The organism is Cryobacterium sp. SO1 (assembly GCF_004210215.2).
Lineage (GTDB): Bacteria > Actinomycetota > Actinomycetes > Actinomycetales > Microbacteriaceae > Cryobacterium.
Map to the genome: position 1 here is coordinate 948,051 of NZ_CP067394.1, position 24,774 is coordinate 972,824.

Below are 24,774 nucleotides of genomic sequence, written 5' to 3' on the forward strand. Positions count from 1 at the left end.
TGAGGAGAAGAAGCCGTGAGTACCGAGATCGATGGAGCCGCCGTTCCCGGCAGCCAGCCGGAGTCGCAGGCGGCCGAGCGCGTGGTTCGCATCCTCGAGGTTGTCGCTGACGCCAATAAGCCGTTGTCGGTGGCCGAGATAGCGGCGGAACTAGGCCTGCACCGCTCGATAATCTATCGCTTCCTCCGTACCTTGCTGCGTACACGACTCGTGCGGCAGCGTGCCGACGGTGGATATGAGCTTGGACCCGGTCTGGTTGCGCTTGCTCTCAAGGTCACCCATGATGTCCCGGCACTCATACGCCCACGTTTACAGCTGCTTGCGGACACATGCGGAGCAACGGCGTTCATCACTGAGCTTGACGAGAACCGATCGCTCTGCCTCATGTCGGTGGAACCCACATCGTCACGTACCCATCTCATCTTCCGCCCGGGTACAGTCGGGCCTGTTGATCGGGGCGCAGCTGTGATGGCGATTTTCTCCGGCCTTCCCGCAGTGCCGGGTGAGCCTCAAGAAGCAGCGAAGGCACGCATCGATGGTTACGCCTGGTCTGCCGGCACAATCACCCCCGGAATCGAGTGTGTTGCGAGCCCCGTCCTCTTGCCTATGTCGGACGTGCCGGCCAGCGTTGCCGTCATCTATCCCGTGGGAAGTCGAGTGGTCGAACACGTAGTCGAAGAAGTGCGAAGCGCGGCGGCCCAGATTGATGCACTCTTCACCTAAATGGTTCACGGCGAGCCGTTTCCAACGCCGCTGTATGAACGGCCTGGGCGCGTCGGGCTCACGCCCTCGCTTTCGCCCTGATCGATCTGCGCCTGGCGCACCCACCGGCGCAGCGACTCGGCACCGAACCCGAGCCGGGCCGAGACCCTCGCGCACGCGGACGTCAGGTTCGGGTACTCATCGAGATGATCCAGCACGAGCCTGACCGCGCGCTGCTTCGTCTCCTCCGGGATCCTCTGCTGACGTGGGAGCGCTCCTCTCGGACGGCCGTCAACCCGTCTGCAGACGCACTGCGTAGCTGTGCCAACCACCGCTGCGAACATCCACGATGAGATCACCGTCGACGACGCGCGCGCCGAGATCAGCCAAAGCCGTCGCATCACTCAGCGATGCCTCGCCACCATCCGCTGCGAGGACTGCCGTTTCCCCGAGGTTGCTTACCTGAAACTGCGAACCGTGCCGATCTTTCGCGGTTGTCGCCTCAACGTGCAGAGTTTTGGTCCCTGCATCGAAATAGGCGACGCGCACGATCACTTCGCCGCGCACTTCGGTCACCATGGGCTCGCGGAAGTGCGCGTCATCCCACGGCTCGGCGTAGAGCCGGTGCAGCCCGTCGGGCACATTGAGTCGGGCATAGGCGAGTAGGACGTTGCCGGTGATCGGATCCATCAGAGTGAGATTGCCCGCCGCGTCGACTGATGTGTCGTTGCGGGGATAATGAAGGCCACCGTCGGCCCAGAGAGGGTGCATGTAGCGGTCCGCATGCGTGAGGAGACCCGCGAGCGTGTCAGCATCACCCATCTCCGAAGCCCACGCAGCCGTCCATCCGAAGTCGCCCCAGTCGTATTTGAGGGTCTGACCCATCAGCTGTCGAGGCGGTGTGGGGCGGATCGAGAGCGCACCGTGCTCGCCGGGGACGAGGATGTCGCGAATCTGCGAGGGATAGTGCTCGTGAACGAAATCGCGGTTCCACATGTTCATGAGGGTGCCGTTCCACGCGTCGACCCAGGGCATGATCAGTGCGTTCTCAAACACTTTTCGCGAATCCGTTGCGACGAGCGTGTTGTAGTGCCCGTTCTCTCCGAGCCTGCCAAGGCTTGCCCACGCGTTCTCGTACTCCCGGACGACCTCCTGCGCGCGGGAACCGCCGTTGACGACGTCATGCAGACGGAACCCGAGGATGGCCGGCTGGTTGCAGATCTGGAAGACGCAGTTCGGCTCGCATGCCACGCCGATGTACCCGTTCGAGACCATCTGCCAATAGATGTGCTCATTCAGGCTGTTCTCGTCGTAGTCGAAGCGACGGGATTCTCCGCCCCAGAAAAAGGACCAATGCTCCATCGACAGCGCTTCGGATTGCGCGTATCGGTCGTCACGGAACAGGTAGTGGTGTAGCAGCGCCATCGACTGCACGTAAGCGCTGTACATGATGTTGTCCTGTGCGACGGGATCCCACTTTTCGCTCAGCGGCCCGAGGTGAGCGTTGTACACCGACCCGCCGCGGCTCACGTCGTGCCAGTACGACCACACCTCGGGAAGCAGCATCTTCTGCATTATCCGCTCCAGCATCGGACGGAACACTCCCGGTGCGTTCGGCAGTCGATGCTGATGGGTCAGCGCGAGGGCATAGGTCATGTAGGCCAATTGAAACCGGTACCCGCCGAAGTCGTCCTGACCGAATCCCTTGCCCTGCATGAGGGACCAGTCGTTGTCCAGGCGTAGGGAGAGGTTGTCGAAATGCCGGAGATGGCCGAGCTGAAGATCGTCGAGACCGCGCCGGGCGTACTCCGACGGAGGGTTGCCTGCCGATGTCATGATCCGCCGCTCTGGGAAGCTGACAGGGAGATCAACTGCCGCAGTCGAGCGGTCACCTCGGGCGCCGGCATGCCGTCGCCGAAGTGAGCGAGGTAGTCGCCCTTGGGATCGAACACGTATGTGAACGCCGAGTGCGGCATCGCGTATCCGTCGGGCTCCTGCGGATCGTCCCGGCGTCGAGAGAAGACATGCAGCGACTGCTGGAAATCCCGGAGTCTCCCGCGGTCGCCGGTGAGACCTGAGAAGCGCGGATAATCCTGCTCCAGGAACGCCCGCAGCACCTCCGGCGAGTCGCGGTCGGGGTCGACGGTGACGTAGAACGCACGGATGTCGTTGTCGTCGGCGCCGAGTTCATCCAAGCTCGCGGAGAGCTTGCCGAGTGCCCGTGGGCAGACCATGCGGCAGTTGGTGAAGCCGAAGAAGAACAGGCTCAACGCGCCGTGCGCAGCGGATTCGTCGACCAAGCCGTCGCGATCGTCGACGAGCGAGAAGTGCAGGTTGGCTGGGGCGGTCATGGGGCGGTCGCAGTCTCGGAGAAGACGTCGTTCTGCGAGACGCCCTCGTGTACCGCTCCGAAAAGGAAAGGCTCTCGTTCTGCAGTTGCTTGCAGCACGGGGTTAGCGGCTTCGTGGAGCGATTCGGGTGCCGGTGAAAAATGAGCGGGTTCCCGCTTGGTGCGGTTGACGTGGAAGTCGAAGACGTCGGGTCGGCTGTAGTGGCCGACCGGGTCTGCGTAATTCTTGGCGGTAATGACGGCGGTGAGATCGAGGTCGGCGTAGACGAGGCCCTCTTCTTCGGCAGCCAAGGGCTGAGAGATGAGTGCTCCGTCAGGGCCAAAGACGCGGGCGACGCCCGCACCGGGTCCGGTCGCGAGGATCTCCGGGGGTATGCCGAGGCGTTCCGCGCCTGCGGTCGTCATGATCTGACAGGCGACGAGGACGAAGCCGCCGCCTTCCATGGCGTAGGTCTGGCTGGCCGCGAGGGAGGCGTCGGAGGTGAGTGCGAAGTGGTGGGCGGGGACGCTGAAGCATGGCCAGGAGGCGACGTGAATCTGCTCGTTCTGCGCGTACATGGCGAACTTGACCAGTGGTTGCAGGTGTTCCCAGCAGTTGAGTCCGCCCAGTCGCCCGAATGGTGTCTCGACGACCTGGAGGCCTGATCCGTCACCTTCGCCAAAGAGGGAGCGCTCGACGTGGGTCGGTTTGAGCTTGCGGCGGTGGAGACGGACATCGCCGGTGTCGTCGATGATGAGTTGAGAGATGTAAAGCGTGCCGTGCACCCGCTCGCTGATGCCGATAACCACCCAGGTCTTGTTCGCACGGGCGCTGTCACGGATGCGGTCGATCTGCGTTCCGCCGACCGTCGCCGAGTTCGCGTGGTACTCCGCAACGAGGCCCGCTTGCTGGGCGGGAGTGTGGCTCCACAGGAACAGTGGGTACCCCGGCAGCCAGGTCTCGGGGAACGCGATGAGCTGCGCCCCGCCGCGCGCGGCTTCGGAGATGAGATCAAGCGTCTTGGCCGTGGTGGCTTCCAGGTCAAACCAGACCGGCTCGGCTTGAACGGACGCGATACGAACAGTACTCGACATGGCCATCCTCCTTGAGTGCGCAGCGACGCGGCAGTCCGGGCCGTCGAGCACCACTCTAAGGTCCGCGGATACGCCCGAGGGCGGCCCGGGCTATGTCAAATCGGGTCGTTTGCGCACACCGCGCGTGACAAAACATGAACGTAATGAAATCGTAATCTGTTGGAAACATTTACCGTGACACGCTCGAGTGTATGGCACGGGTGCAGATGGACAACGCGGAGGCTTTCGAGGCAGCCGTTTCGGACTCCTTCGTGCCTCTGCGCGTGTCGCGTGCGACCGAGCCAAGCCTGCGCGGGTCGGTCGAGCAGAGAAGTGCGGGCGCCGCCGCAATCAGTTTGGTTCGGACCGGGCCGGTCAGTGTTCACCGCTCGGCGGAACTGATCAACGACTCCCCGCGCAGCCTCGTACTCCTCACCATGCAGCTGCACGGTTCCAGCACCGTGAGCCAGGGCGGGGCGACAGCACGCCTGCGACCCGGTCAGGGCGCCATCTACCTCTCGGACAGGCCGTACGATCTGGTGACCCAGGTCCGAAGTGGAGTTGTCGTCTTCCACACCCCGCTTCATCTGCTCAACCTAAGCGACACGGATTGGGTTCCCGGTGCCCCTCGCGTCTTGGATGCGGCGACGAGCTGGGACTACCGGATGCTGCGCAATCTCTCGCGGTCCTACCTGCGGGCCATGCCGCTGATCGATGACGAGGGCCAGATGGAGCTGATCGCAACAGGTCTCGTCGCATCGATCATGGCGAGGGCGTCCCGGGGGCGGAGTGGGCCTCTCGACCATTACACGCTGTTCGCCCTGCTGACGGAGGAGATCGACGCTCGACTGGGGGATCCCTCCCTCTCCGTCGCCAGTCTGGCTCGAACAAACGGTGTTTCCGATCGCACGGTATATCGATGCTTCGAGGTCATGGGTCACTCGCCGGCAGCGGTATTTCGCGCCCGGAGGTTGGATCGCGCAGCCTCGCTTCTGACCTCGACTGGCATGTCGGTGGCTCAGATTGCATCAGAGGTGGGAATGCTCGATCCCTCGACGCTGTCGAAGTCATTGCGTCGCGACAGGGGGACGTCCGCAAGAGGCATCCGCGCGGCATCCATTCCGGTGGGGCACCCTCGGGCGGGATAACGTTCTGCTTCCTCTCATCGCGCGGGATAACGCCGCTCCCGGCGAATCTCCACACCGACCCGGCCGCGACGTGCTGGAGATGGGAACCTGGATGAGGAAGCGCGACGGGCGCGACAGGATCGGGCTCAGCCATCACCGCGACAAGGTTGCCCGAAACCGGGCGATCCGCTATACCGGGCGCTCCCTGGGTTTGGCGTTGCCGCGACGGTCGGGTCCCGTGGCTACAGCTGCGCCAACGCCCTCCGCTAGGCGTTCAACTCGATCTCAAGGCTTCGGTTGGTGCAACCTAGTCGGCAGTGCCTGCCGCACGGATGAGGCGGGTTGTACTTCACCCCGGAGGTGCACGCAGATGGGATCTTCTCGTGTAGTGATCTGATCGCGGGGCTGGGGAAGATCGACGGGCAGGTCGGCAATGACATGCGCCGGCGACGCGGACAGAACGAGGACGCGGTCAGAGAGGTATACACACTCCTCGACGCCGTGCGTCACGAATAGGATCGTCATCCCGATCTCCGTGCGCAGGCGCGGATCCCGAGCTGCTGCCCGGGCCTAGAACACGCGCCCCGACGGCCGCCGTCCTGGTCACGAGCATCCAGAAGGAGACGCACCGCCCGTTCCTTCAACTCCGGTGGATACTTCTTCAAAGCTGGCATGATTTTCAACTTCTCCGGAGATCAAGAACCTCCATTGAACCCGGGGCGAAACGCCCCAACGCGCTCCAACCTCTCAAATCAAAGAAACGACGCCACGCCTCGGCCGAGCGGTGGATTGAGGCTTAGTCGGTCGGGATCAGCGTGTACTTGGTGGACAAGAATTCGTAGATACCTTCCAGCCCGCCCTCACGACCGACCCCCGATTGTTTGATGCCACCGAACGGGGCCGCGGCATTGGAGACGACCCCCGCGTTGAGGCCCATCATGCCCGTCTCGAGGCGGTCGATCATGCGGTGACCGCGGGCGAGGTCCTGCGTGTAGACATAGGAGACGAGCCCATACTCGGTGTCGTTAGCGAGGCGAACGGCCTCCTCCTCATCGTCGAAGGTCGCGATCGCTAGCACAGGGCCAAAGATCTCTTCGCGCAGGATTGCGCTTCCTGCAGCCACCCCGAGGAGAACCGTAGGGGCGTAGAACGTTCCAGGACCGTCGAGTGATGTGCCACCCGTGAGCAAAGTCGCTCCTCGGTCAACCGCGTCGACTACAAGCGCGTTGGCCTTGGCAACGGCCTCTGCGTCGATGAGCGGGCCGATGACGACGCCCTCCTCTGTGCCTCGGCCGATGCGCATGCCATCAACACGCTCGGTGATCTTGGCGGCAAAGACCTCAGCAACCGAGGCGTGCACGATGAACCGGTTCGCAGCGGTGCAGGCTTGGCCCACATTGCGAAATTTTGCTGCGATCGCGCCGTCAATGGCCTTCTCGATGTCGGCGTCCTCGAAGACGATGAACGGCGCATTGCCGCCGAGCTCCATTGAGACGCGCAAGACGCCCTCAGCGGCTTGCGCTATGAGCTGCCGCCCGACTTCCGTCGAGCCAGTGAAGGACAGCTTTCGCAGCCTTGGGTCGGTGATGATCGGCGTCGCGACGCGACGCGCGGAGGCCGAGGGGATGACGTTGACGACACCCGCTGGTATGCCGGCATCGGCAAGTATCTGGGTGAAGAAGAGCGTAGTGAGTGGAGTGAGCTGCGGCGGCTTGATGACCACAGTGCATCCTGCCGCCAACGCCGGCGCGATCTTTCGAGTCGCCATTGCGAAGGGGAAGTTCCATGGAGTTATGAAGAACGAAGGGCCAACGGAGTGCTGAGACACGATCATCCTGCCGGTGCCCTCGGGGTTCAGCCCGTAGCGTCCGGTGATGCGCACCGCCTCCTCGCTGAACCAGCGCAGGAATTCGGAACCGTAGGCCACCTCGCCGCGCGCCTCGGAGAGCGGCTTGCCCATCTCAAGTGTCATGAGGAGCGAAACATCCTCCTTGCGTTCCTCGACGAGTTCCCATGCGCGGCGCAAAATGTCGCTTCGGGTGCGCGGCGCCGTCGCCGCCCAGCTTGCCTGAGCCGCGACCGCCGCGTCGAGTGCTCGTGTGCCGTCGTTAGCCGTGGCATCGGCGACACGTGCAATGACGTCGGTCGTCGACGGGTCGAGAACATCAAAAGTTCCACCACCCGACGCGTCTTGCCATTCGCCGCCGATGAAGAGGCGGCTGGGAACTCCTGCAAGCAGGGCTGTCTCTCTGTCATTCATGCGGTGCTTCTTTCTCGCAGAAGTTCTTGCGCTCGAGTGCGGCGCTGGGGATGAAAGTTGTGGCGAGGGCTTCGGACGCTCTGGCAACTAGGGCGACATCTGCGCCGACGAGCACGAATGTTGCCCCTGCTTCGACGTACGTACGCGCACTGTCAGGATCGAATGCGTTAACCCCGACCGGTTTGCCGCTGCGTGCCACGTTCGTGATCGCGCGACGCACCGCCGCGACAACCTCAGGATGTGTTTGTTGGCCGATCACGCCCATTGACGCGGCCAGGTCACTGGGCCCGACGAAGACCCCGTCAATGCCGGGGGTAGAGGCAATCTCGTAGGCATTCTCGACACCCTCCGCCGTCTCGACTTGCACGAAAACCGAGACGTGCTCCGCGGCATTGGCCAGGTAATTCTCGACTCGATTCCAGCGTGCCGAACGGGCGAGCGCGCTGCCGACCCCGCGGCGACCGGCGGGAGGGTACTGAGTTGACGCCGCGACGGCGCGCGCCTGGTCCTCCGTCGACACCATCGGCACAAGGATCGTCTGAGCTCCGAGGTCGAGCACCTGCTTGATTACTATTGCATCGCCAGTCGGAACGCGAACGACAGGCGTGGCCGGATAGGCCGACACGGCGTGCAGCTGCGCGAGAACCGAGGTCAGCTCATTGGGCGCGTGCTCCATGTCTATGAGGACCCAGTCGAGGCCTGAACCCGCCATGATCTCCGCCATGATCGCGGATCCGGAGCTCACCCATCCTCCGAAGAGGGGGCGGGACGCGGTAGCAAGTCGACGCCGGAGCGTCGGGCTCAGATGAAGCGACATGAGATGGTTCCCATCGGGCCATAGTCGGCGAGCACCGAGTCGCCCTTCTCAACCCACATCGGGCGGGTGAATGACCCCGAAAGAATGACCTCGCCGGCATCCAGCCGGGAGCCGTGCTGGTGGAGTTTGTTCGCCAGCCATGCGACCCCTGTCGCTGGATGATTGAGCACCGCGGCCGCGACTCCTGATTCCTCTATCGTTTCGTTGCGGTAGAGCAGGGCGGAGACCCACCGGAGGTCGACTGCGTCGGGCCGAGTCGGATTGCCGCCGAGTACCAATCCGCCATACGCGGCGTTGTCGCTGATGGTGTCGACGATCGTGCGGCCGTCGAGTTCGATGTGTGAATTGAGGATCTCGAGCGCCGGAGCGACATATTCCGTCGCTCGCAGAACATCGAACACAGTGCAGTGCGGTCCTTCCAATGCATCCTTCAGGATGAAGGCGAGCTCAACCTCAACTCGAACATTGGAGAATCGGTCGTGGGGAATCAGCGAGCCGTTTTTCCAGACGGTATCGTCGAACATCACGCCGTAGTCAGGCTCCGTGATGCCTGTCGCCTGCTGCATTGTGCGAGACGTGAGTCCGATTTTTCGGCCTACCAGGCGTCGTCCGGCGGCGAGTTGGCCGTCGCGCCAGACGCCCTGGATGGCGTACGAATCCTCCACCGTCGCCTCGGGATGACGGGCGGTGATGCGCGGGATGGTTGTCCCGTCACGGTCGGCCGCAGCTAGTTCCTCGGCGATATGCGAGATGGTCGTTTCGGGAAGCACGGCGTCTCCTAGAGCTGGTGGCCGAGCTTGTACTCGCCCTGCTTGTATTCGGGGAGTTCGTCACCCGACCGGGTGTGGGAAAAGCCATCGGCCCCGATTGTGACGGCCATTTCACTGGCGTCGGTGCGGGCAACGACCGGCTGCGGATTGCCGTCCAGATCGAGCACAAGGGAAGCCTCTGTGTACCAGGACGGCACGACCGGATTACCCCACCAGTCACGGCGCTGATTGTCGTGCACGTCCCACGTGATGACAGGGTTGTCCGGGTCGCCGGTGTAGTAGTCCTGCGTGTAGATCTCCACCCGGTGGCCGTCCGGGTCGCGCAGGTAAAGATAGAACGCATTGGAGACGCCGTGCCGGCCCGGCCCACGCTCAATCGCATCCGATCGGCGCAGAGCCCCGAGCTTGTCGCAGATCGCGAGGATATTGTGCTTCTCGTGCGTGGAAAACGCGATGTGGTGCATACGTGGACCATCGCCGCCCGTCATCGCGGTGTCGTGTACCGTCGGCTTGCGCCGCATCCACGCTGCGAAAACGGTGCCGTTTTCATCCTGGATGTCCTCCGTGACGCGAAATCCGAGGTCCTGCATGAACTTCACTGCACGAGGGACATCCGGAGTCACCTGATTGAAATGGTCCAGACGCACCAGCGCGCCCGGGGTGTGCAGATCGTAACGCCAGGCGAGACGCTCAACGTGTTCGACTTCATGGAAGAATTCGTGCGGGAATCCCAGCGGGTCTTCGACTCGAACGGACTCGCCGATACCATTCGTCCAGCCAGCGTCGCGTCGCTCGACGCGGCAACCAAGCTCGGTATAGAAGGCGACTGCCTTGTCGAGGTCCGCTGGCGTGCGAACGCGGTAGCTGATGACGGCGACCGCCGCCACCGGTCCCTTTCGAAGAACGAGGTTGTGGTGGATGAACTCCTCGATCGAGCGCAGGTAGATGGCCTCTTCGTCTTCCTCGGTGACGGCGAGGCCTAGGACATCGACGTAAAAGGCGCGAGAAGCGGCCAGATCGGTGACAACGAGTTCCATGTACGCGCATCGCAGAATGTCGGGGGCAGGTGCGCTCGGTGTCGGGACGGGATTATCACTGTAGATGGGCGCCTCCTGCGAGATGTAGAAGCCCGCGGTGGAGAGAGTGCGATCATGCATGTGTGTCATATCAGCGTCCTTGCGTGATGTCTGATGGTCGGGGTGGTCAGTTCTTGCCGAAGGTGGGGTTGTGGGCCTCGCCGAGGGTGATGTGCACGGCCTGCTGGTCGGTGTAGAAATCGATCGAGCGATATCCGCCCTCGTGTCCGAGGCCGGAGGCCTTGACGCCGCCAAACGGTGTGCGGAGGTCGCGCACGTTGTTGCTGTTCAGCCACACCATGCCGGCCTCGATTGAGCTCGCGAAGGTGTGGGCCCGCTTGAGGTCATTGGTCCACACGTAGGCGGCGAGCCCATACCTCACGCCATTCGCCAGCGCGAGCGCTTCGTCGTCGGTGTCGAATGGGGTGATCGCGACGACAGGGCCGAAGATCTCTTCTTGGAAGATGCGGGCGTCGGCAGACACATCGGCGAAGACGGTGGGAGCCACGAAATTTCCCGTCGGGAACCCCTCGGGTCGACCGCCGCCGGCCACAAGGCGGGCCTCCAACTTGCCGATCTCGACGTAGCTCATAACCTTGTCGAAGTGTTCCGGGTGAACGAGCGCCCCTACTTCGGTCGCAGGATCGTGCGGGTATCCGACCTTGATTCGTTTCGCCTGCGCCGCGTACCGCTCGACAAACTCGGTGTAGACCGAGCGTTCGACCAAGATGCGCGAGCCGGCCGTGCACCGCTCGCCGTTGAGGGAGAACACGCCGAAGATCGTCGCGTCTATCGCGGCGTCGATATCTGCATCGGCGAACACGATTGCCGGTGATTTGCCGCCGAGCTCCATCGACAGGCCCTTGAGAAATGGTGCGGCGTTGCCAAAGATGGTCTGACCTGTGCGGCTCTCGCCGGTGAACGAGATCAGCGGCACGTCCGGGTGTTTCACCAGCGCGTCGCCGGCGTCTTCGCCGAGGCCGTTCACGAGGTTGAACACGCCTCGGGGGAGTCCTGCCTCTTCGAAAATTCCCGCCCACAGCGACGCCGACAGCGGGGTGAATTCGGCGGGTTTGAGAACGACCGTGTTGCCGGTGGCGAGCGCGGGGCCGAGCTTCCACGACTCGAGCATGAACGGGGTGTTCCACGGCGTGATGAGGCCTGCAACACCGATGGGCTTGCGGTTGACGTAGTTGAGCTGACGTCCGGGAACCTTGAAAGTATCGTCCGCTTGGGCGACGATGAGATCCGCGAAGAAGCGGAAGTTTTCGGCGGCGCGCCGTGCTTGGCCGAGTGCCTGCGTGATCGGCAAGCCGGAGTCATAGCTCTCCAGCTCGGCAAGCCGTTGATCGCGTGATTCGACAATGTCTGCAATGCGGTGCAACACACGGCTCCGCTCCCGCGGGAGCATTCGTGGCCATTTACCGTGGCCGAAAGCCGTCCTGGCGGAGGCAACCGCGAGATCGATGTCCGCCTTTTTCCCGGCGGCGGCGGTAGCGTAGTTTTCGTTCGTCACCGGGTCCAGCACGTCGAAGGTGTCGCCGTCGGCGGAGTCGACGAATGCGCCGTTGATGTAGTGCTGAATGTGACCGGGGAGATCTGCGGGAATGCGAGTTTCTACCATGTTGATTTCAGGTCCTCAGAGAATGCGGAGCCGGCTAGCTTCGTCGGGATGTTCGTGTTGGAGATAGGCGTCGAGCGTCGCGGAGTGGTGCTGTCGGGCAGCCCGCTCAATGTCGTCGAGCGGCGCCGACTGCGAGATGAGAGCCATGATGTTCTCGTGTTCGCGTACTGACTCGCGGGCGCGGCCCGGGACGTAGCTGAATGTGGAGTCACGAAGACGTCCGAGCCGCGCCCACTCGGCGTTGACGAGTTCGTGAAGGCGCGGGTTCGGGCACGGTCCGATGAGAGCGGCGTGGAACTGCTGATTCAGCGCAGTGAACGCCGAGGGATCGAAGTGGTCGAGAGTCTCGATCATTTGGGCATTGATGGCTTGGGCGGCCCGGAGATCATCCGGTGTGAGCGCTCGCGCGGCGAGTGCCGTCGCGGATCCCTCCAGAATGCTCAGCGCCTCCATGCTGTCGCGGTACTGGGAGTCGTCGACCATCGCGACTCGTGCTCCGACGTTGTGGGAGAACTGGACGAGCCCTTCGGCCTCGAGCTGCCGAATGGCTTCGCGGACCGGGACGACGCTCATGTCCAGCTCGCCGGCTATCGTTCCGAGCACCAGTCGGTAGCCGGGCGTGTAGACGTGTCCGGTGATGCGCTTTTTGATCCAGTGGTAGGCGACTTGGGACTTGCTTGTGGTCGTTGTCATGCGCCGACTCCATTCAATTCAGGCGGCGTGCGGGATGCCTCGTATTGGGCGCGCCACATCGCGTTCATCGGAAACAGGCCGTCGATGGCGTGTCCGCTCGCGACCTGCTCGGCAATCCAGGCATCTTCGTTCTCTTGGGTGAACGCATCGTGTGCGATTTCGAAGACGAGGGTCGGGGGAATTACGATCGCACCGTCTCCATCGGCAACGATGATGTCGCCGGGTTGAACCGTGGCACCACCACACGCGATCGTCACATCGACGTCCCAGGGAACATGTCGGCGGCCGAGGACGGCAGGATGGGCGCCTTTGGAGAAGACCGGGAGTCCGATTTCGGCGACGGCGTCAAAGTCGCGGACCCCACCATCGGTGATGACGCCAGCGGCCGACCGGGCCCGGGCTCGGAGGGCGAGAACATCGCCAAACGTGCCGGATCCGGTCTCGCCGCGTGCTTCGATGACGATTATTTCGCCGGGGGCGACTTCATCGAACGCGCGCTTCTGCGCGTTGTAACCGCCGCCGTGGGTAAGGAAGAGATCTTCGCGACCGGGAACGAATCGGAGGGTCTTCGCCGTGCCCACAATTTTCGTGTCTGGCCGATTGGCTGACACGCCCTCGATCACGCAGGCGTTGATCCCGCGCTTGCGCAGCTGCGCGGAGAGCCCCGCGGTGGGGATGGTCATCAGAAGGCTGCGCAGCTCTGGGGTGAGCAACGGGGGAGCGTCGGTGGGGGCTGCGGGCGTCAATCCGGCGGCCTCCACCGAACCCCACGCGTCGGCGCGTTGGACGTCGTCGGCCAGAGGAAGCGAACCGAGCCTTGCGTCGAAATCGTTCGTACCTTGGACCACCGTCGTAGTGAGACGCCCGGAACTCGGTGCTCCCCCTGCGGTCGGGGCGTCGACCTCGACCTCGACGACGTCGCCGGGGACAATCACGGATGAGCCCGCCGGAGTGCCAGTAAGAATCACGTCGCCTCGTTCCAGCGTGAAATGCTGGGACAGATCTGCCACGATCTGTGCAAGCGGAAACATCAGGTCGTCGGTTGTGGCATCTTGGCGGAGGTCGCCATTGACCCACGTTCGTACACGGATGGCTGCAGGGTCAATCGACCGGGCGTCGATGAGGTCGGGACCTAATGGCGTGTAGCCGTCGCCGCCTTTCGAACGAACATTGGACCCCTTGTCGTTCGTACGGAGGTCATAAAGCCCCAAATCGTTCGCGGCGGTGATGTGCGCGACGTGATCCCACGCATCCTCGAAACTGACGCGGCGGGCCGGGGAACCGATGATGAGAGCCACCTCGCCTTCGAAGGCAAGGAGCTCCGTGCCGGCAGGGCGCTCGACGGTGCTCCCGGATGAGGCGAGCGAACTGCTTGGCTTCAAGAAGTACGAGGGGCGGTCGGGACGTCGGCCTCGCTGGTCGGCTCGAGACGCATAGCTCAGGTGGACTGCGATGATTTTGCTCGGGCGGGCGATGCTTCCCACGTTGTGCGCCTCCTTGCGTCGTGGTCATCGCCCTTCGGGGCAATATCTGAAATCGTATATCATCTCAGTCGCAATTGGCAATCCGGATCACAATCCACTAGCCCCCAAAGGAATCGCGGATTGCGCGAGCCGCGATATGCAAGCGGGCCGCGATGGCGGCGACGTCGGCCTGTGCTGCAACGTAGACCACGGCTACGGCGGCGGGGCGCTGCCCGCGTATGCGAAGCGACACGGCTACCGAATGGACATTCGGGATGACCTCGTCGTGGCTGGTTGCGTATCCCGCGAGGCTGGCCGCCATCACGTCGGCGGATAGCGCAGATCCGGCGCCGTGGATCCACTCGTTCGGGTCCATTTCGGAGAGTATCGCCTTCCCTGGGGCCCCGGCGAAGATGGAGTGGCGGGCTCCGGGGCGCTGGGCCACGCTGGCAATCGCATGACGTGGTTCGACGCCGACGAGGGTTGTGCACTCATCTCCGTCGAGGACGACGAGGAAGCACGTCATGCCCAAATCGTTGGCCGCGGCGGTGAGCTGGGGAAGCGCCTTGGCCTGAAGGTCCTGGGAGACTCCTGCGGCGAGTGTCGCCATTCGCGGGCCCAGGGTGACGATCCCACTTGAGTCTCGCGATACCAGCTTGTGGTCTTCCAGTGTGCGCAGCAGGCGATACGCGATGGATCGGTGAACCGTTAGGTGGGCGGCGAGATCGTCAATCGTCATCGGGGTGCGTGCGTCCGCGAGGATTTCGAGGATTTGGATGCCGCGACTCAGTGTCTGTGAACCGGGAACGGGTCTCTCGCCCAATCTTGCCCTCCGTGTGTGGTGTCGCTCGAGTTCTTGCACTGCGAGGTTATCGCGTCTAGCATCATGTTCAGTAGTAGATCGTAGTGTTCGATTATCGAACATAGCGTGTAGGTCTGACAACGTAGTCGGGAAGAAATGGGCGATGATGCAGTTCCACCACAAGGGTTATGTCTCCGGGGATCCGCGGCTGAGCGATGCGGCCGGATCAGGCTTGGTGCGTCCGGAGGAGCTACCCGCCGAGGTCGACGTGCTCATCGTGGGGTCTGGCCCCGCCGGCATGCTGCTGGCCGCACAGATGTCGCAGTTCCCTGAGGTGACGACCCGCGTCGTCGAGAAGCGCGAGGGCCGATTGGCGATTGGCCAGGCCGACGGGATCCAGCCCCGCAGCGTGGAGACTTTTCAGGCTTTCGGGTTCGCAGAACGGATTATTGCCGAGGCCTACAACATCGCCTACATGAACTTCTGGGGACCCGACCCGGAGAACCCGCGAAACATCGTCCGTACCTCGCGGACCGAAGACTATGGCCTGAGGATTAGCGAGTTCCCTCACCTGATCGTCAATCAGGCGCGCGTCCTCGACTACTTTGCAGAGGCCGCAGCGAATGGCCCGGGTCGAATCGGGCTCGATTACGGTGTGGAGTTTGTCGGCCTCACTGTTCACGAAGACGGGGAGTATCCGGTCGAGGTTCGAGTTCGTCACCTTGTAGAAGGATGGCCCGGAGAGGAACGCACCGTGCGCGCAAAGTACGTGGTGGGCTGTGACGGCGCCCGTAGTGGGGTGCGTGAGGCAATCGGACGGAAGCACCTTGGCGAGGTATCGCTGCATGCCTGGGGGGTCATGGATGTGCTCGTCAACACCGACTTTCCCGATTGGCGGACGAAGTGTGCGATCAACTCGGTCGCCGGAAACATTCTGCATATCCCTCGTGAAGGGGGTTACCTCAGTCGTATGTACATCGATCTCGGCGAGGTCGCCGGGGACGACAATCATCAGGTGCGTCAAACGCCGGTCGAGGCCATTATTGCGAAGGCAAACGAGATTCTTCACCCGTACTCGATCGAGGTGAAAGAGGTCGCCTGGCACAGCGTCTACGAGGTCGGCCATCGAGTGACGGACCGATTCGATGACGTGACCGAGGGCACTGAACGCGCACCGCGCGTCTTCCTCACCGGAGATGCCTGCCACACCCACAGCGCGAAGGCCGGCCAGGGGATGAACGTGTCGATGCAGGATGGGTTCAACCTGGGGTGGAAGCTGGGCCTCGTGCTTTCGGGTCGTAGTCCCGAATCGCTGCTCTCGACATATACAGAGGAGCGCCAGCCGGTAGCGCAGCAGCTTATCGACTTCGACCGAAAATGGTCTGCGCTCATGGCTCGCAAGCCCGAAGAGATCTCCGACCCGCAAGACCTGGCCACTCACTACCTGGCGACTGCGGAGTTCCCTTCTGGATTCATGACGCACTACGGCACCTCGGCGATCGTGGGCGACGCCGCGCATCAGGCGTTGGCCCCCGGGTTCCCGCTCGGCATGCGCTTCAAGTCGGTCGGGGTCGTGCGGGTGTGCGACGGCAACGTAGTGCACCTTGGGCATCATGCGAAGGCTGACGGACGTTGGAGGGTCTACGCCTTTGCTGATGCTCCCGGCGATGGGCTCTCGGAATGGGCTTCATGGCTTGGAACCTCAGACTCGCCGCTGACACGCTTCACCCCCTCTGATGCCGACGTTGACGCGGTATTCGATGTGAAAGCGATTTACCAGCAAAGCTACAAAGATGTGGACATCACGGCGGTGCCGGACATATTTCTCCCCAAGACGGGCCGGTTCGGACTCACCGACTGGGAGAAGGTTTACGCCGCCGGCGCGAATGGGTGGACCGAGGCAGACATCTTCACTCAGCGGGAGTTGTCGCGCGACGGCGTCGTGGTCGTTGTCCGCCCAGACCAGTACGTGGCCGCCGTACTACCGCTCACGGCGACTGCCGAGCTCACGGACTTTTTCAGCCGCTCGATGATCCCCGCGCGCTGAGCAAATTGAACGCTTGCATTCAGTCGACGCCTCGCCCGCTTGGCTCACCGAATCTGAAAAAGAGGAAAATTCGGACGCGCAAGGGAACCCGGCGGCTTCCGAGGCAACAAGAAACAACCGCTGACCGTGGATTCATTCCAGAGGTCGTAGGTTCAAATCCTGCCCCCGCAACAAGAAAAAGTCCCGGTCTCGAAAGAGACCGGGACTTTTGCGTCAACGACCCGACAGCGCGGCCAGGGCCGGGATGCCGATCGGCTCGACGGCCAGAAGTGGCACCACGGCCGTGCGCGCAGCGCATCGGTGCACCGCGTCGATCTCGGGCAGCTCGTTGGCCGCACGGCGCTGAAGCAGCGGGGAGGCCGGTGCCGCAGCCGCGATCGAGTTGTTCACTATCCACGCCCACGGCTCGATACCGGCTCGACGCAGGTCCTCCTGCAAACCGGCGGCCTCCAGCACCGGGGTGGTCTCGGCCAGGGTCACCAGAAGCACCTTGGTCTCGGCCGGATCCTGCAGCTTCATCATCGGGGTGACGAAATGCATCCCGGTGCCCATCTGGCGCGCGACCTCGCGGTGATACGACCCCGTCGCATCCAGCAGCAGCAGAGTATGCCCGGTGGGGGCGGTGTCGAGCACCACGAACTTGTGCCTGGCCTCCCGGGTCACCCGGGAGAAGGCCTGGAAGACAGCGATCTCCTCGGTGCACGGCGACCGGAGGTCCTCGCGCAACATGGCCAGGCCCTGCTCGTCGAGGCGGGCGCCCTTGGTGGCCAGGACATGCTCTGTGTAACGCTCGATCTCCACCGCCGGGTCGATGCGGGACACCTCGAGGTTGGCGAGCTCGCCGTCGAGCGTGTCTGTCAGGTGCGCGGCAGGGTCTGTCGTGGTCAGGTGCACGGCAAAACCACGTTCGGCCAAGGCGACGGCGACGGCGGCGGCCATGGTGGTCTTGCCCACGCCGCCCTTGCCCATCAGCATCACCAGACCGTGACCGTCGGTGGCGATCTGATCGACAAGGGCCGAGAGGCCGGCGGCACCGAACTGCGCCGCATCGGACGAGTTGCCCCTCTGCACGGGGGCAGCTGGTCCGGACGTGAGCAGCTCGGCGGCAGAGTCGGTGCTCGCGCCCGTGCCGTCGCGGGGGAGCAGGCTGCGGAGCGCGGGCAGGCCCACCATGTTCGTGGCCATCAGGGGCAGGTAGTCGGTGGGCAGCGCGGCCAGGGCCGGGTCGCGGGCGTCGAGTGCGCGCAGCTCACGTCGGCGGATGGCGGCGGCCAGCGGGTCGGCATCCTCACCCGGCAGCACCCCGTTCACCACAAGGTACTGACGGCTCATGCCGATCGCGGCCAGTTCCGCGTGGGTTCTCGCGGCCTCCGCGAGAGTGGACTGCTGGGCGCGGGCCACGAGCACCAGCCTGGTGCGCTCAGGATCGCCGAGCGCAGCCACCGCCTGGGCGTACACGGCGCGCTGCTTCTCGAGGCCGGATAGCGGGCCCAGGCAGGACGGGTCGCCCTTGCCCAGGGTGAGGAAGTCGGTCCAGTTGCCGGGCAGTTGCAACAGCCGGATGGTGTGCCCGGTCGGTGCGGTGTCGAAGACGATGTGGTCGTACGCGGCGGTCCACGCGGCATCCGTGAGCAGGTCGGTGAACTCGTTGAACGAGGCGATCTCAGTGGTGCAGGCGCCGGAGAGCTGCTCCTCGATCGACGCGACCTCCGCGGCGGGCAGCAGGCCACGCACCGGGCCGACAATGCGTTCACGGTACTGCTGGACGGCCTGCTCCGGATCGATCTCCAGAGCGGCGAGCCCGGGCACCGCGTCGATCTGCGTCACGGTGTTGCCGATGGTGACACCGAAAACCTGGCCGACATTCGAGGCCGGGTCGGTGCTGACCAGAAGCACGGATGCACCGTCCTCGGCCAGTCGGATGGCGCTCGCGCAGGCGATGGAAGTCTTGCCCACGCCGCCCTTGCCGGTGAGGAAAAGAAACCGTGGGGCATCCGCCAGGAAGGCGGGGGAGCTGACGCTGCCGGTGCCGGGAAGAGTGTCGGTGCCCAGCGGCATCAGCAACAGCCTTCGCCGGCCCCGCCGCCGCCGCAGCCGGCATCGGCCGCGCTGGGTGTGGCCGCGGGCTGGGCGGACGCCAGCAGCGACGGCCGGTCCTCGACCGCGGGAGCGCCCAAACCGGCCCACTTGGCCAGCTCGGGACGGGACGGGTAGCGCCCGGTGAGCACGGTGGCGCCGTCGACCATCGTGACCGGCAGGCCTTCCTGGCCCACGGTGTGCAGGAAACTGCGCACGGTCTCGTTCTCAGCGAACGCGAGCGGTTCCTGGGCGAGGTTGAACCGGCGCACGTTGCCACCGGCCGAGGTCGCCCAGTCAATGTCGGCCGACACCGTCACAAGCTGCTGGTCGACGTCGACCCCGCAGATGCCGGTGCCGCAGCACAGACCCGGTTCGAAGATCTGGATGGTCGTCATGGGGAGCCTCTTTTCGCCGGGCGAAACGACACGGTGTCGAGCGCGTCTAGCTCCTCCAGTATATAGATGGTCATCGATTTCTGCTATGGCAGTCCGGCGCTCGTCGCAGGGTGAACAGATGTTGAACGCTTGGCATCCGGAGGGTGACGGTTCGCCACCGGATGCCGATTCCGGCGTAGATCGTCTATATTGACAGATGTCGATCAATCGCCATCCGAAGGAAGCCCCATGTCTGACATCACTGCCGGTACGTCCGCAGCAAAGCCCACAGTCCTGTTCGTCTGCGTGCACAACGCCGGCCGGTCCCAGATGGCCGCCGGCTACCTCACCGCGCTCTCCCAGGGCCAGGTGGAAGTGCTCTCGGCCGGCTCGGAGCCCAAAGACCAGATCAACCCGGTGGCCATCCAGGCGATGGCCGAGGACGGCATCGACATCGCGAACAACGTGCCCAAAATCCTCACCGTCGAGGCCGTCAAGGACTCCGATGTGGTCATCACCATGGGCTGCGGCGATGCCTGCCCGATCTTCCCCGGCAAGCGCTACGAGGACTGGGCGCTGGCCGATCCGGCCGGCCAGGGCATCGAGTCGGTACGTCCGATCCGCGACGACATCAAGGCGCGTATTGAGAAGCTGCTCGCCGAGATCCTGCCCGCGACCGTTTAATCACGACACCCGCACAGACAAGGCGTAGACATGGACGTTTCGGACCGTCGTCCCCTGCCCGGGCTCACCTACCCTGAGGCCTACCTGCACCGTCTTTCCGATGAGCTGTCGGTGAAGTTCTCCGGCATCTTCGGTCTCGAAACCGTGGAGCGGTACGTGCTGGAGTCCTACACCGGCCTGCTGCGCGGCTCGACGGTGCGCGCGCACGTCGCCGCTCGCACGGTGCGGTTCGCCACCGACCGGCTGACGGCGCTGGCCCAAGCCAAGGGTGCGATCGCGCGCGATGTGCCCGAGGTGCTCTTCGTGTGCGAGCAGAACGCGGGCCGGTCCCAGATGGCCGCCGTGCTCACCGCTCACCTTTCGGGCGGGCGGGTGCACGTGCGCAGCGCCGGTTCGCTGCCGACCGGTGAGATCCATGCCACCGTGGTCGAAGCCATGCGTGAGATCGGCCTGGACCTGGGCGAGGAGTTCCCCAAGCCGTTGACCGACGACGTGGTGCAGGCGGCCGACGTGGTCGTCACCATGGGCTGCGGTGACGCCTGCCCGGTCTACCCGGGCAAGCGGTACCAGGACTGGGAGTTGGACGACCCGGCCGGGCAGTCCCTGGAGGCCGTGCGCGGCATCCGCGACGAGATCAGGGCGCAGGTTCTGGCCCTGCTCGACAGCGTGGGGGTCCAGGCAGAGGCTTGACCCGCACCGGGCCTCACCCGGGTAACGCAGAACGGCCCCGCACAAGTGTGCGGGGCCGTTGTGTTGGCGCAGGTCGAACGGGTGCTGCTGTGACCGTTGAGCCTACTTGCCGGCCTTGCGGGCCGGCTTCTTGGCGTCCTCGGCCGGGGCGACAACCTCTGCACCGGTCTCGAGCGCGGCGTCAACCACGGCTGCGCGTCCGGCGCGAACCTCGGCGAACGACGTGCCGTAGTACGCGGCCTCCATGAGGGTCTTCATGTCGTCCAGCATCGGCATCCGCGGGTTGGCGGGTGCGCACTGGTCGCCGTAGGCGCCCATGGCGAGCGAGTCGAGGCGGCTGATGAAGTCTTCCTCCGGCACGCCCTGTGCCTGGAAGGACGGCTTGATGCCGACCTGGTCGCGCAGCTTCTCGACGGCCTTGGCGTAGGACTCGACGCCCTCAGCCGGGGTGGAAGCCGGGAGGCCGAGGTGCTTGGCGATCTCCTGGAAGCGCTCCGGGGCGATGTAGTGCTCGTACTTGGGCCAGCTGGTCAGCTTGGTCGGGACGGTGCCGTTGTACCGGATCACGTGCGGCAGGTAGGTCGCGTTGACCCGGCCGTGGATCAGGTGCAGCTGCGCGCCGGTGACGTGAGCCATGGCGTGGACTATGCCCAGGAACGCGTTACCGAATGCCATGCCGGAGATCGACGCGGCGTTGTGCATCTTCTCGCGAGCCTTGATCACGGTGTCATCGGTGCTGCCGATGGTGCCCTTGACGCTGGTCTCGATGTTCTCGAAGATCAGCTTGATCGCGTGCAGGCACAGGCCGTCGGTGAAGTCGTTCGCGTACACCGAGACATACGCCTCGGTGGCGTGGGTCAGGGCGTCGAAGCCGGAGTCGGCGGCGAGGAACGAGGGCATCATGGCCGTGAGCACGGGGTCGATGATCGCGACGGACGGGATCAGCGCGTAGTCGGCCAGCGGGTACTTGACGCCGGTGACGTCGTCGGTGATGACGGCGAACGGGGTCATCTCACTGCCGGTACCCGAGGTGGTCGGGATGCAGACCAGCTTGGCGAGCTCACCGAGGTCGGGGAACTTGAACGCGCGCTTGCGCACGTCGAAGAACTTTTCCTTCATGTCGGCGAATTCAATTTCGGGGTGTTCGTACAGCAGCCACATGACCTTCGCGGCGTCCATCGGAGATCCGCCACCGAGGGCGATGATGGTGTCCGGCTTGAAGGCGCGCATTTCTTCTGCGCCCTTCTCGACGGCGGCAACGGTGGGCTCGGGGAGCACGTTGTCGATGATCTGCAGGGCAACGCGGCCCTCGCGGCGGTTGAGCACGTCGAGGATCTTGTCGACGAAGCCCAGGCGGGTCATGGTCGAGTCGGTGACGATGGTGACCCGGGTGACGTCGCGCATGTCGGCCAGGTAACGGATGGCGTTCGGCTCGAAGTAGGTCTTCGCGGGGATCTTGAACCACTGCAAGTTGTTGTTCCTCCGGCCGATGCGCTTGATGTTGATCAGGTTGATCGCCGAGACGTTGTTCGACACGGAGTTGTGTCCGTACGAACCACAGCCGAGCGTGAGCGAAGGGATGAACGCGTTGTAGATGTCACCGATACCACCGAGCGAGCTGGGGGCGTTGGTGATGATGCGGACAGCCTTGACGCGCTTGCCGAATTCCTCGATGATTGCGGGGTTTTCGCTGTGGATCGAGCCCGAGTGGCCCAGTCCGTCGAATTCCACCATCTGCTCGGAGAGCGAGATGCCCTCTTCGGCGTCCTTGGCGTGCATGACGGCGAGCACCGGTGCGAGCTTTTCGCGGGTCATCGGCTCGTGCGGGCCAACGCCGGAGACCTCGACCAGGATGATGGACGTGTCTTCGGGAACGCTGAAGCCGGCCTGCTGGGCGATCCACATCGGCGACTTGCCGACGACGTTCGGGTTCAGCTTGGCGCCGGCGCAGTTCTCCGAGTTGGCCTGTACACCGAAGATGAATTCCTCGAGGAGGGCCTTCTCTTCTTTGTTGGTGCGGTAGGCGTGCAGGATCTTGAACTCGGCCATGGCCTCGTTGTAGAGGGGCTCTTCGATGATGACGGCCTGCTCTGAGGCGCAGATCATGCCGTAGTCGAAGGCCTTCGAGAGCACGACGTCGTTGACGGCACGCTTGAGCTTGGCGCTCTTCTCGATGAAGGCGGGCACGTTGCCGGCGCCGACGCCCAGGGCGGGCTTGCCGCAGGAATACGCGGCGCGAACCATCGCGTTACCACCGGTTGCGAGGATGAGGGCCACACCGGGGTGGTTCATCAGCAGGGTGGAGGCTTCGAGGGAGGGCTGTTCGATCCACTGGATGCAGTTGGCGGGGGCGCCGGCTGCGATGGCAGCGTCGCGGACGACGCGGGCGGCGGCGGCGGAGGACTCCTGCGCGGCCGGGTGGAAGCCGAAGATGATGGGGTTGCGGGTCTTGAGCGCGATGAGGGACTTGAAGATCGCGGTGGACGTACAGTTCGTGACCGGGGTGATGCCACAGATGACGCCGACGGGCTCGGCGATCTCGGTGATGCCGGTGAGCTCGTCGCGGCTGATGATGCCCACGGTCTTGAGGTTCTGCATGCTGTTGGTGACGTGCTCGCACGCGAAGAGGTTCTTCACGGCCTTGTCTTCGAAGACACCACGGCCGGTCTCAGCGACGGCGTGCACGGCGAGCGTGGCGTGCTGGGACAGGGCGGCGACGGAGGCCTTCTTGACGATGAAGTCGATCTGCTCCTGGGTGAAGTCCGCGTAGTCCTTCAGCGCGACGTTGCCGGCGGCAACCAAGGTGTCGATCTGCGTAGCTATGGGAGTGGCGACTGGATGGTCTGTGATCGTCATAGTTTTCCTCCTGGACAACCCGATCTGGGATCTTTGTCTCTGGTTCAAACATAGGCTGCCGCAACGCCCAGAACACGGGCCAAAGGTCCCACCTCCCCGCCATTTTCCGCCCGTTCAGCCTCCGTTCGCCCAGGCCCAACTGTTGCGCGGGGGTCCAGTTACGAGGTGGCGAGGCCGCGCACGGCGGCGACCGCGTCGTGCACGCGGGCGGCGGCCTCGGTGAGGTCCGCGGCCGTGGTGGTGGCCGAGAGGGTGAATCGCACGGCGGTCTGGGCCAGGTCGGCGGGGATGCCCAGGGCGGTGAGCACGTGCGACGGCTCGTCGCTGCCGGCGGCGCAGGCAGACCCGCTCGAGCAGACGATGTCGTGTCGTTCCAGTTCGAGCAGCACGGCCTCGCCGCCGGTTCCGGCGAAGGTGAACGAGGCGTGGCCGGGCAGCCGGTGCAGCGGATGCCCGGTGAGAACCGCCCCCGGCGTGCCGGTGAGCACGGCGGCCACGAAGGTGTCCCGCAGCGCGGTCAGCCGAGGCGCGAGCTCTGTGCGTTCGGCCTCGGCGAGCCTGAGGGCGACGGCCAGCCCCACGGCTCCGGCCACGTTCTCGGTGCCGCTGCGCTTGCCGCGCTCCTGGCCGCCGCCGTGCAGCACCGGTTCGACCGTGAGCCGGCCGCGCAGGTACAGAGCGCCGACGCCCTGGGACGCACCGAGCTTGTGCCCGGAGATGCTCAGCGCGTCGACCCCGAGGTCGGCCACGTTCAGCGGCAGCCAGCCGGCGGCCTGCACGGCATCGGTGTGGAACGGCACCCCGGCGGCGCGGGCGATCGCGGCGAGCTCGGCGATGGGCTGCACGGTGCCGATCTCGTTGTTGGCGTAGTGCACGGTGACGAGGGTGCTCTCCGGCCTGATGACCTGGGCGAGTTCTTCGGGGTCGACCCGACCGGTCGCATCCGTGCCCAGCAGGGTGATCTCGAACCCGTGCACCCGGCGCAGGTAGTCGCAGGACTCGAGAACGGCCTCGTGTTCGAGCGCGGTGGTGATGATGTGCCGGCCGCGCGGGCTGCCGAGCGCGAGCCCCTTGACCGCGAGGTTGTCGGCCTCGGTGCCGCCGCTGGTGATGGTGATCTCACCCGGCCGGCAGCCGAGCACCCGGGCGATGTCGGCCCTGGCGGCCTTGAGCGTGGCCGCGGCGGCCTCGCCCACCCGGTGGTGGCTGGACGGGTTGCCGAAGCCGCGGGTCATGACCGGCCAGATGGCCTCGGCCACCTCGCGGCGGAGCGGTGTGGTGGCCGCGTTGTCCAGGTAGATCATGGC

At 64.5% G+C, this 24,774-nt stretch carries 20 protein-coding genes; 5 read left to right on the forward strand and 15 right to left on the reverse strand.

Annotated elements, in window-relative coordinates:
- Positions 1-15: 15 nt before the first annotated feature.
- Positions 16-723, forward strand: a complete 708-nt coding sequence (locus tag BJQ95_RS04425) for an IclR family transcriptional regulator (protein WP_130178037.1) — start codon at positions 16-18, stop codon at positions 721-723.
- A gap of 270 nt (positions 724-993) precedes the next feature.
- Here BJQ95_RS04425 and BJQ95_RS04430 read toward each other — a convergent pair whose 3' ends face one another.
- The 3 genes from BJQ95_RS04430 to BJQ95_RS04440 are packed head-to-tail and all read right to left on the reverse strand — an operon-like array spanning position 994 to position 4,180.
- On the reverse strand, positions 994-2,538 hold the full coding sequence (locus BJQ95_RS04430; protein ID WP_130178038.1) for a hypothetical protein: 1,545 nt from the start codon (positions 2,536-2,538) through the stop codon (positions 994-996).
- Positions 2,535-3,053 (reverse strand): SCO family protein, encoded by a 519-nt coding sequence (locus BJQ95_RS04435; RefSeq protein WP_130178039.1) that lies wholly within the window; start codon positions 3,051-3,053, stop codon positions 2,535-2,537. Before BJQ95_RS04435 ends, BJQ95_RS04430 begins: the two co-directional genes overlap by 4 nt.
- Entirely contained in the window at positions 3,050-4,180 is a 1,131-nt protein-coding gene (locus BJQ95_RS04440; protein ID WP_256041525.1) for a carbon-nitrogen hydrolase family protein, read from the reverse strand. Before BJQ95_RS04440 ends, BJQ95_RS04435 begins: the two co-directional genes overlap by 4 nt.
- A gap of 137 nt (positions 4,181-4,317) precedes the next feature.
- On the opposite strand from BJQ95_RS04440, the gene BJQ95_RS04445 reads away from it, so the two are divergent.
- Positions 4,318-5,253, forward strand: coding sequence for a helix-turn-helix domain-containing protein (locus BJQ95_RS04445; protein WP_130178041.1), 936 nt, complete (start codon positions 4,318-4,320; stop codon positions 5,251-5,253).
- 775 nt (positions 5,254-6,028) lie between these two features.
- On the opposite strand, the gene BJQ95_RS04450 is transcribed toward BJQ95_RS04445, so the two are convergent.
- The 8 genes from BJQ95_RS04450 to BJQ95_RS04485 all read right to left on the reverse strand — a co-directional run bounded on the left by BJQ95_RS04450 (position 6,029) and on the right by BJQ95_RS04485 (position 14,674).
- Positions 6,029-7,492, reverse strand: a complete 1,464-nt coding sequence (locus tag BJQ95_RS04450; protein ID WP_130178042.1) for an NAD-dependent succinate-semialdehyde dehydrogenase — start codon at positions 7,490-7,492, stop codon at positions 6,029-6,031.
- On the reverse strand, positions 7,485-8,309 hold the full coding sequence (locus BJQ95_RS04455) for an HpcH/HpaI aldolase/citrate lyase family protein (protein ID WP_130178043.1): 825 nt from the start codon (positions 8,307-8,309) through the stop codon (positions 7,485-7,487). Before BJQ95_RS04455 ends, BJQ95_RS04450 begins: the two co-directional genes overlap by 8 nt.
- A complete protein-coding gene (hpaH, locus tag BJQ95_RS04460; RefSeq protein ID WP_130178044.1) occupies positions 8,294-9,079 on the reverse strand; it encodes a 2-oxo-hept-4-ene-1,7-dioate hydratase in 786 nt (261 codons plus the stop codon). The genes BJQ95_RS04455 and hpaH overlap by 16 nt, the downstream gene beginning before the upstream one ends.
- 8 nt (positions 9,080-9,087) lie before the next feature.
- Positions 9,088-10,245 carry a 3,4-dihydroxyphenylacetate 2,3-dioxygenase gene (gene hpaD / locus BJQ95_RS04465; RefSeq protein ID WP_130178045.1) on the reverse strand — a complete coding sequence of 386 codons (1,158 nt, stop codon included), beginning with the start codon at positions 10,243-10,245 and terminating at the stop codon, positions 9,088-9,090.
- Positions 10,246-10,282: 37 nt separating this feature from the next.
- Complete coding sequence (gene hpaE, locus BJQ95_RS04470; RefSeq protein ID WP_130178046.1) at positions 10,283-11,779, reverse strand: 5-carboxymethyl-2-hydroxymuconate semialdehyde dehydrogenase; 1,497 nt, start codon at positions 11,777-11,779, stop codon at positions 10,283-10,285.
- Between the two features lie 15 nt (positions 11,780-11,794).
- Positions 11,795-12,472 carry a GntR family transcriptional regulator gene (locus BJQ95_RS04475; protein ID WP_130178047.1) on the reverse strand — a complete coding sequence of 226 codons (678 nt, stop codon included), beginning with the start codon at positions 12,470-12,472 and terminating at the stop codon, positions 11,795-11,797.
- A complete protein-coding gene (locus BJQ95_RS04480; protein WP_130178048.1) occupies positions 12,469-13,956 on the reverse strand; it encodes a fumarylacetoacetate hydrolase family protein in 1,488 nt (495 codons plus the stop codon). Before BJQ95_RS04480 ends, BJQ95_RS04475 begins: the two co-directional genes overlap by 4 nt.
- 97 nt (positions 13,957-14,053) lie before the next feature.
- Positions 14,054-14,674, reverse strand: coding sequence for an IclR family transcriptional regulator (locus BJQ95_RS04485; protein ID WP_370688369.1), 621 nt, complete (start codon positions 14,672-14,674; stop codon positions 14,054-14,056).
- A 229-nt stretch (positions 14,675-14,903) separates the two neighbouring features.
- Between BJQ95_RS04485 and BJQ95_RS04490 the strand changes: the two genes are divergently transcribed.
- A complete protein-coding gene (locus tag BJQ95_RS04490; RefSeq protein WP_130178117.1) occupies positions 14,904-16,784 on the forward strand; it encodes an FAD-dependent monooxygenase in 1,881 nt (626 codons plus the stop codon).
- 213 nt (positions 16,785-16,997) lie between these two features.
- Here the strand turns inward: BJQ95_RS04490 and arsA are convergent, their stop codons facing one another.
- Positions 16,998-18,842, reverse strand: a complete 1,845-nt coding sequence (gene arsA, locus BJQ95_RS04495; protein WP_130178050.1) for an arsenical pump-driving ATPase — start codon at positions 18,840-18,842, stop codon at positions 16,998-17,000.
- The gene (gene arsD, locus BJQ95_RS04500; RefSeq protein WP_130178051.1) at positions 18,842-19,258 is read right to left on the reverse strand and encodes an arsenite efflux transporter metallochaperone ArsD; all 417 of its coding nucleotides are present in this window, start codon (positions 19,256-19,258) and stop codon (positions 18,842-18,844) included. Before arsD ends, arsA begins: the two co-directional genes overlap by 1 nt.
- 228 nt (positions 19,259-19,486) lie before the next feature.
- On the opposite strand from arsD, the gene BJQ95_RS04505 reads away from it, so the two are divergent.
- Entirely contained in the window at positions 19,487-19,921 is a 435-nt protein-coding gene (locus BJQ95_RS04505) for an arsenate reductase ArsC (RefSeq protein WP_130178052.1), read from the forward strand.
- A 30-nt stretch (positions 19,922-19,951) separates the two neighbouring features.
- Entirely contained in the window at positions 19,952-20,611 is a 660-nt protein-coding gene (locus BJQ95_RS04510) for an arsenate reductase ArsC (RefSeq protein WP_130178053.1), read from the forward strand.
- Positions 20,612-20,713: 102 nt separating this feature from the next.
- Here BJQ95_RS04510 and adhE read toward each other — a convergent pair whose 3' ends face one another.
- Positions 20,714-23,467: a bifunctional acetaldehyde-CoA/alcohol dehydrogenase gene (gene adhE / locus BJQ95_RS04515; RefSeq protein ID WP_205750133.1), complete on the reverse strand. Its 2,754-nt coding sequence runs from the start codon at positions 23,465-23,467 to the stop codon at positions 20,714-20,716.
- A 158-nt stretch (positions 23,468-23,625) separates the two neighbouring features.
- Positions 23,626-24,771, reverse strand: a complete 1,146-nt coding sequence (locus tag BJQ95_RS04520) for a cysteine desulfurase family protein (protein WP_130178054.1) — start codon at positions 24,769-24,771, stop codon at positions 23,626-23,628.
- Between the last annotated feature and the right edge of the window lie 3 nt (positions 24,772-24,774).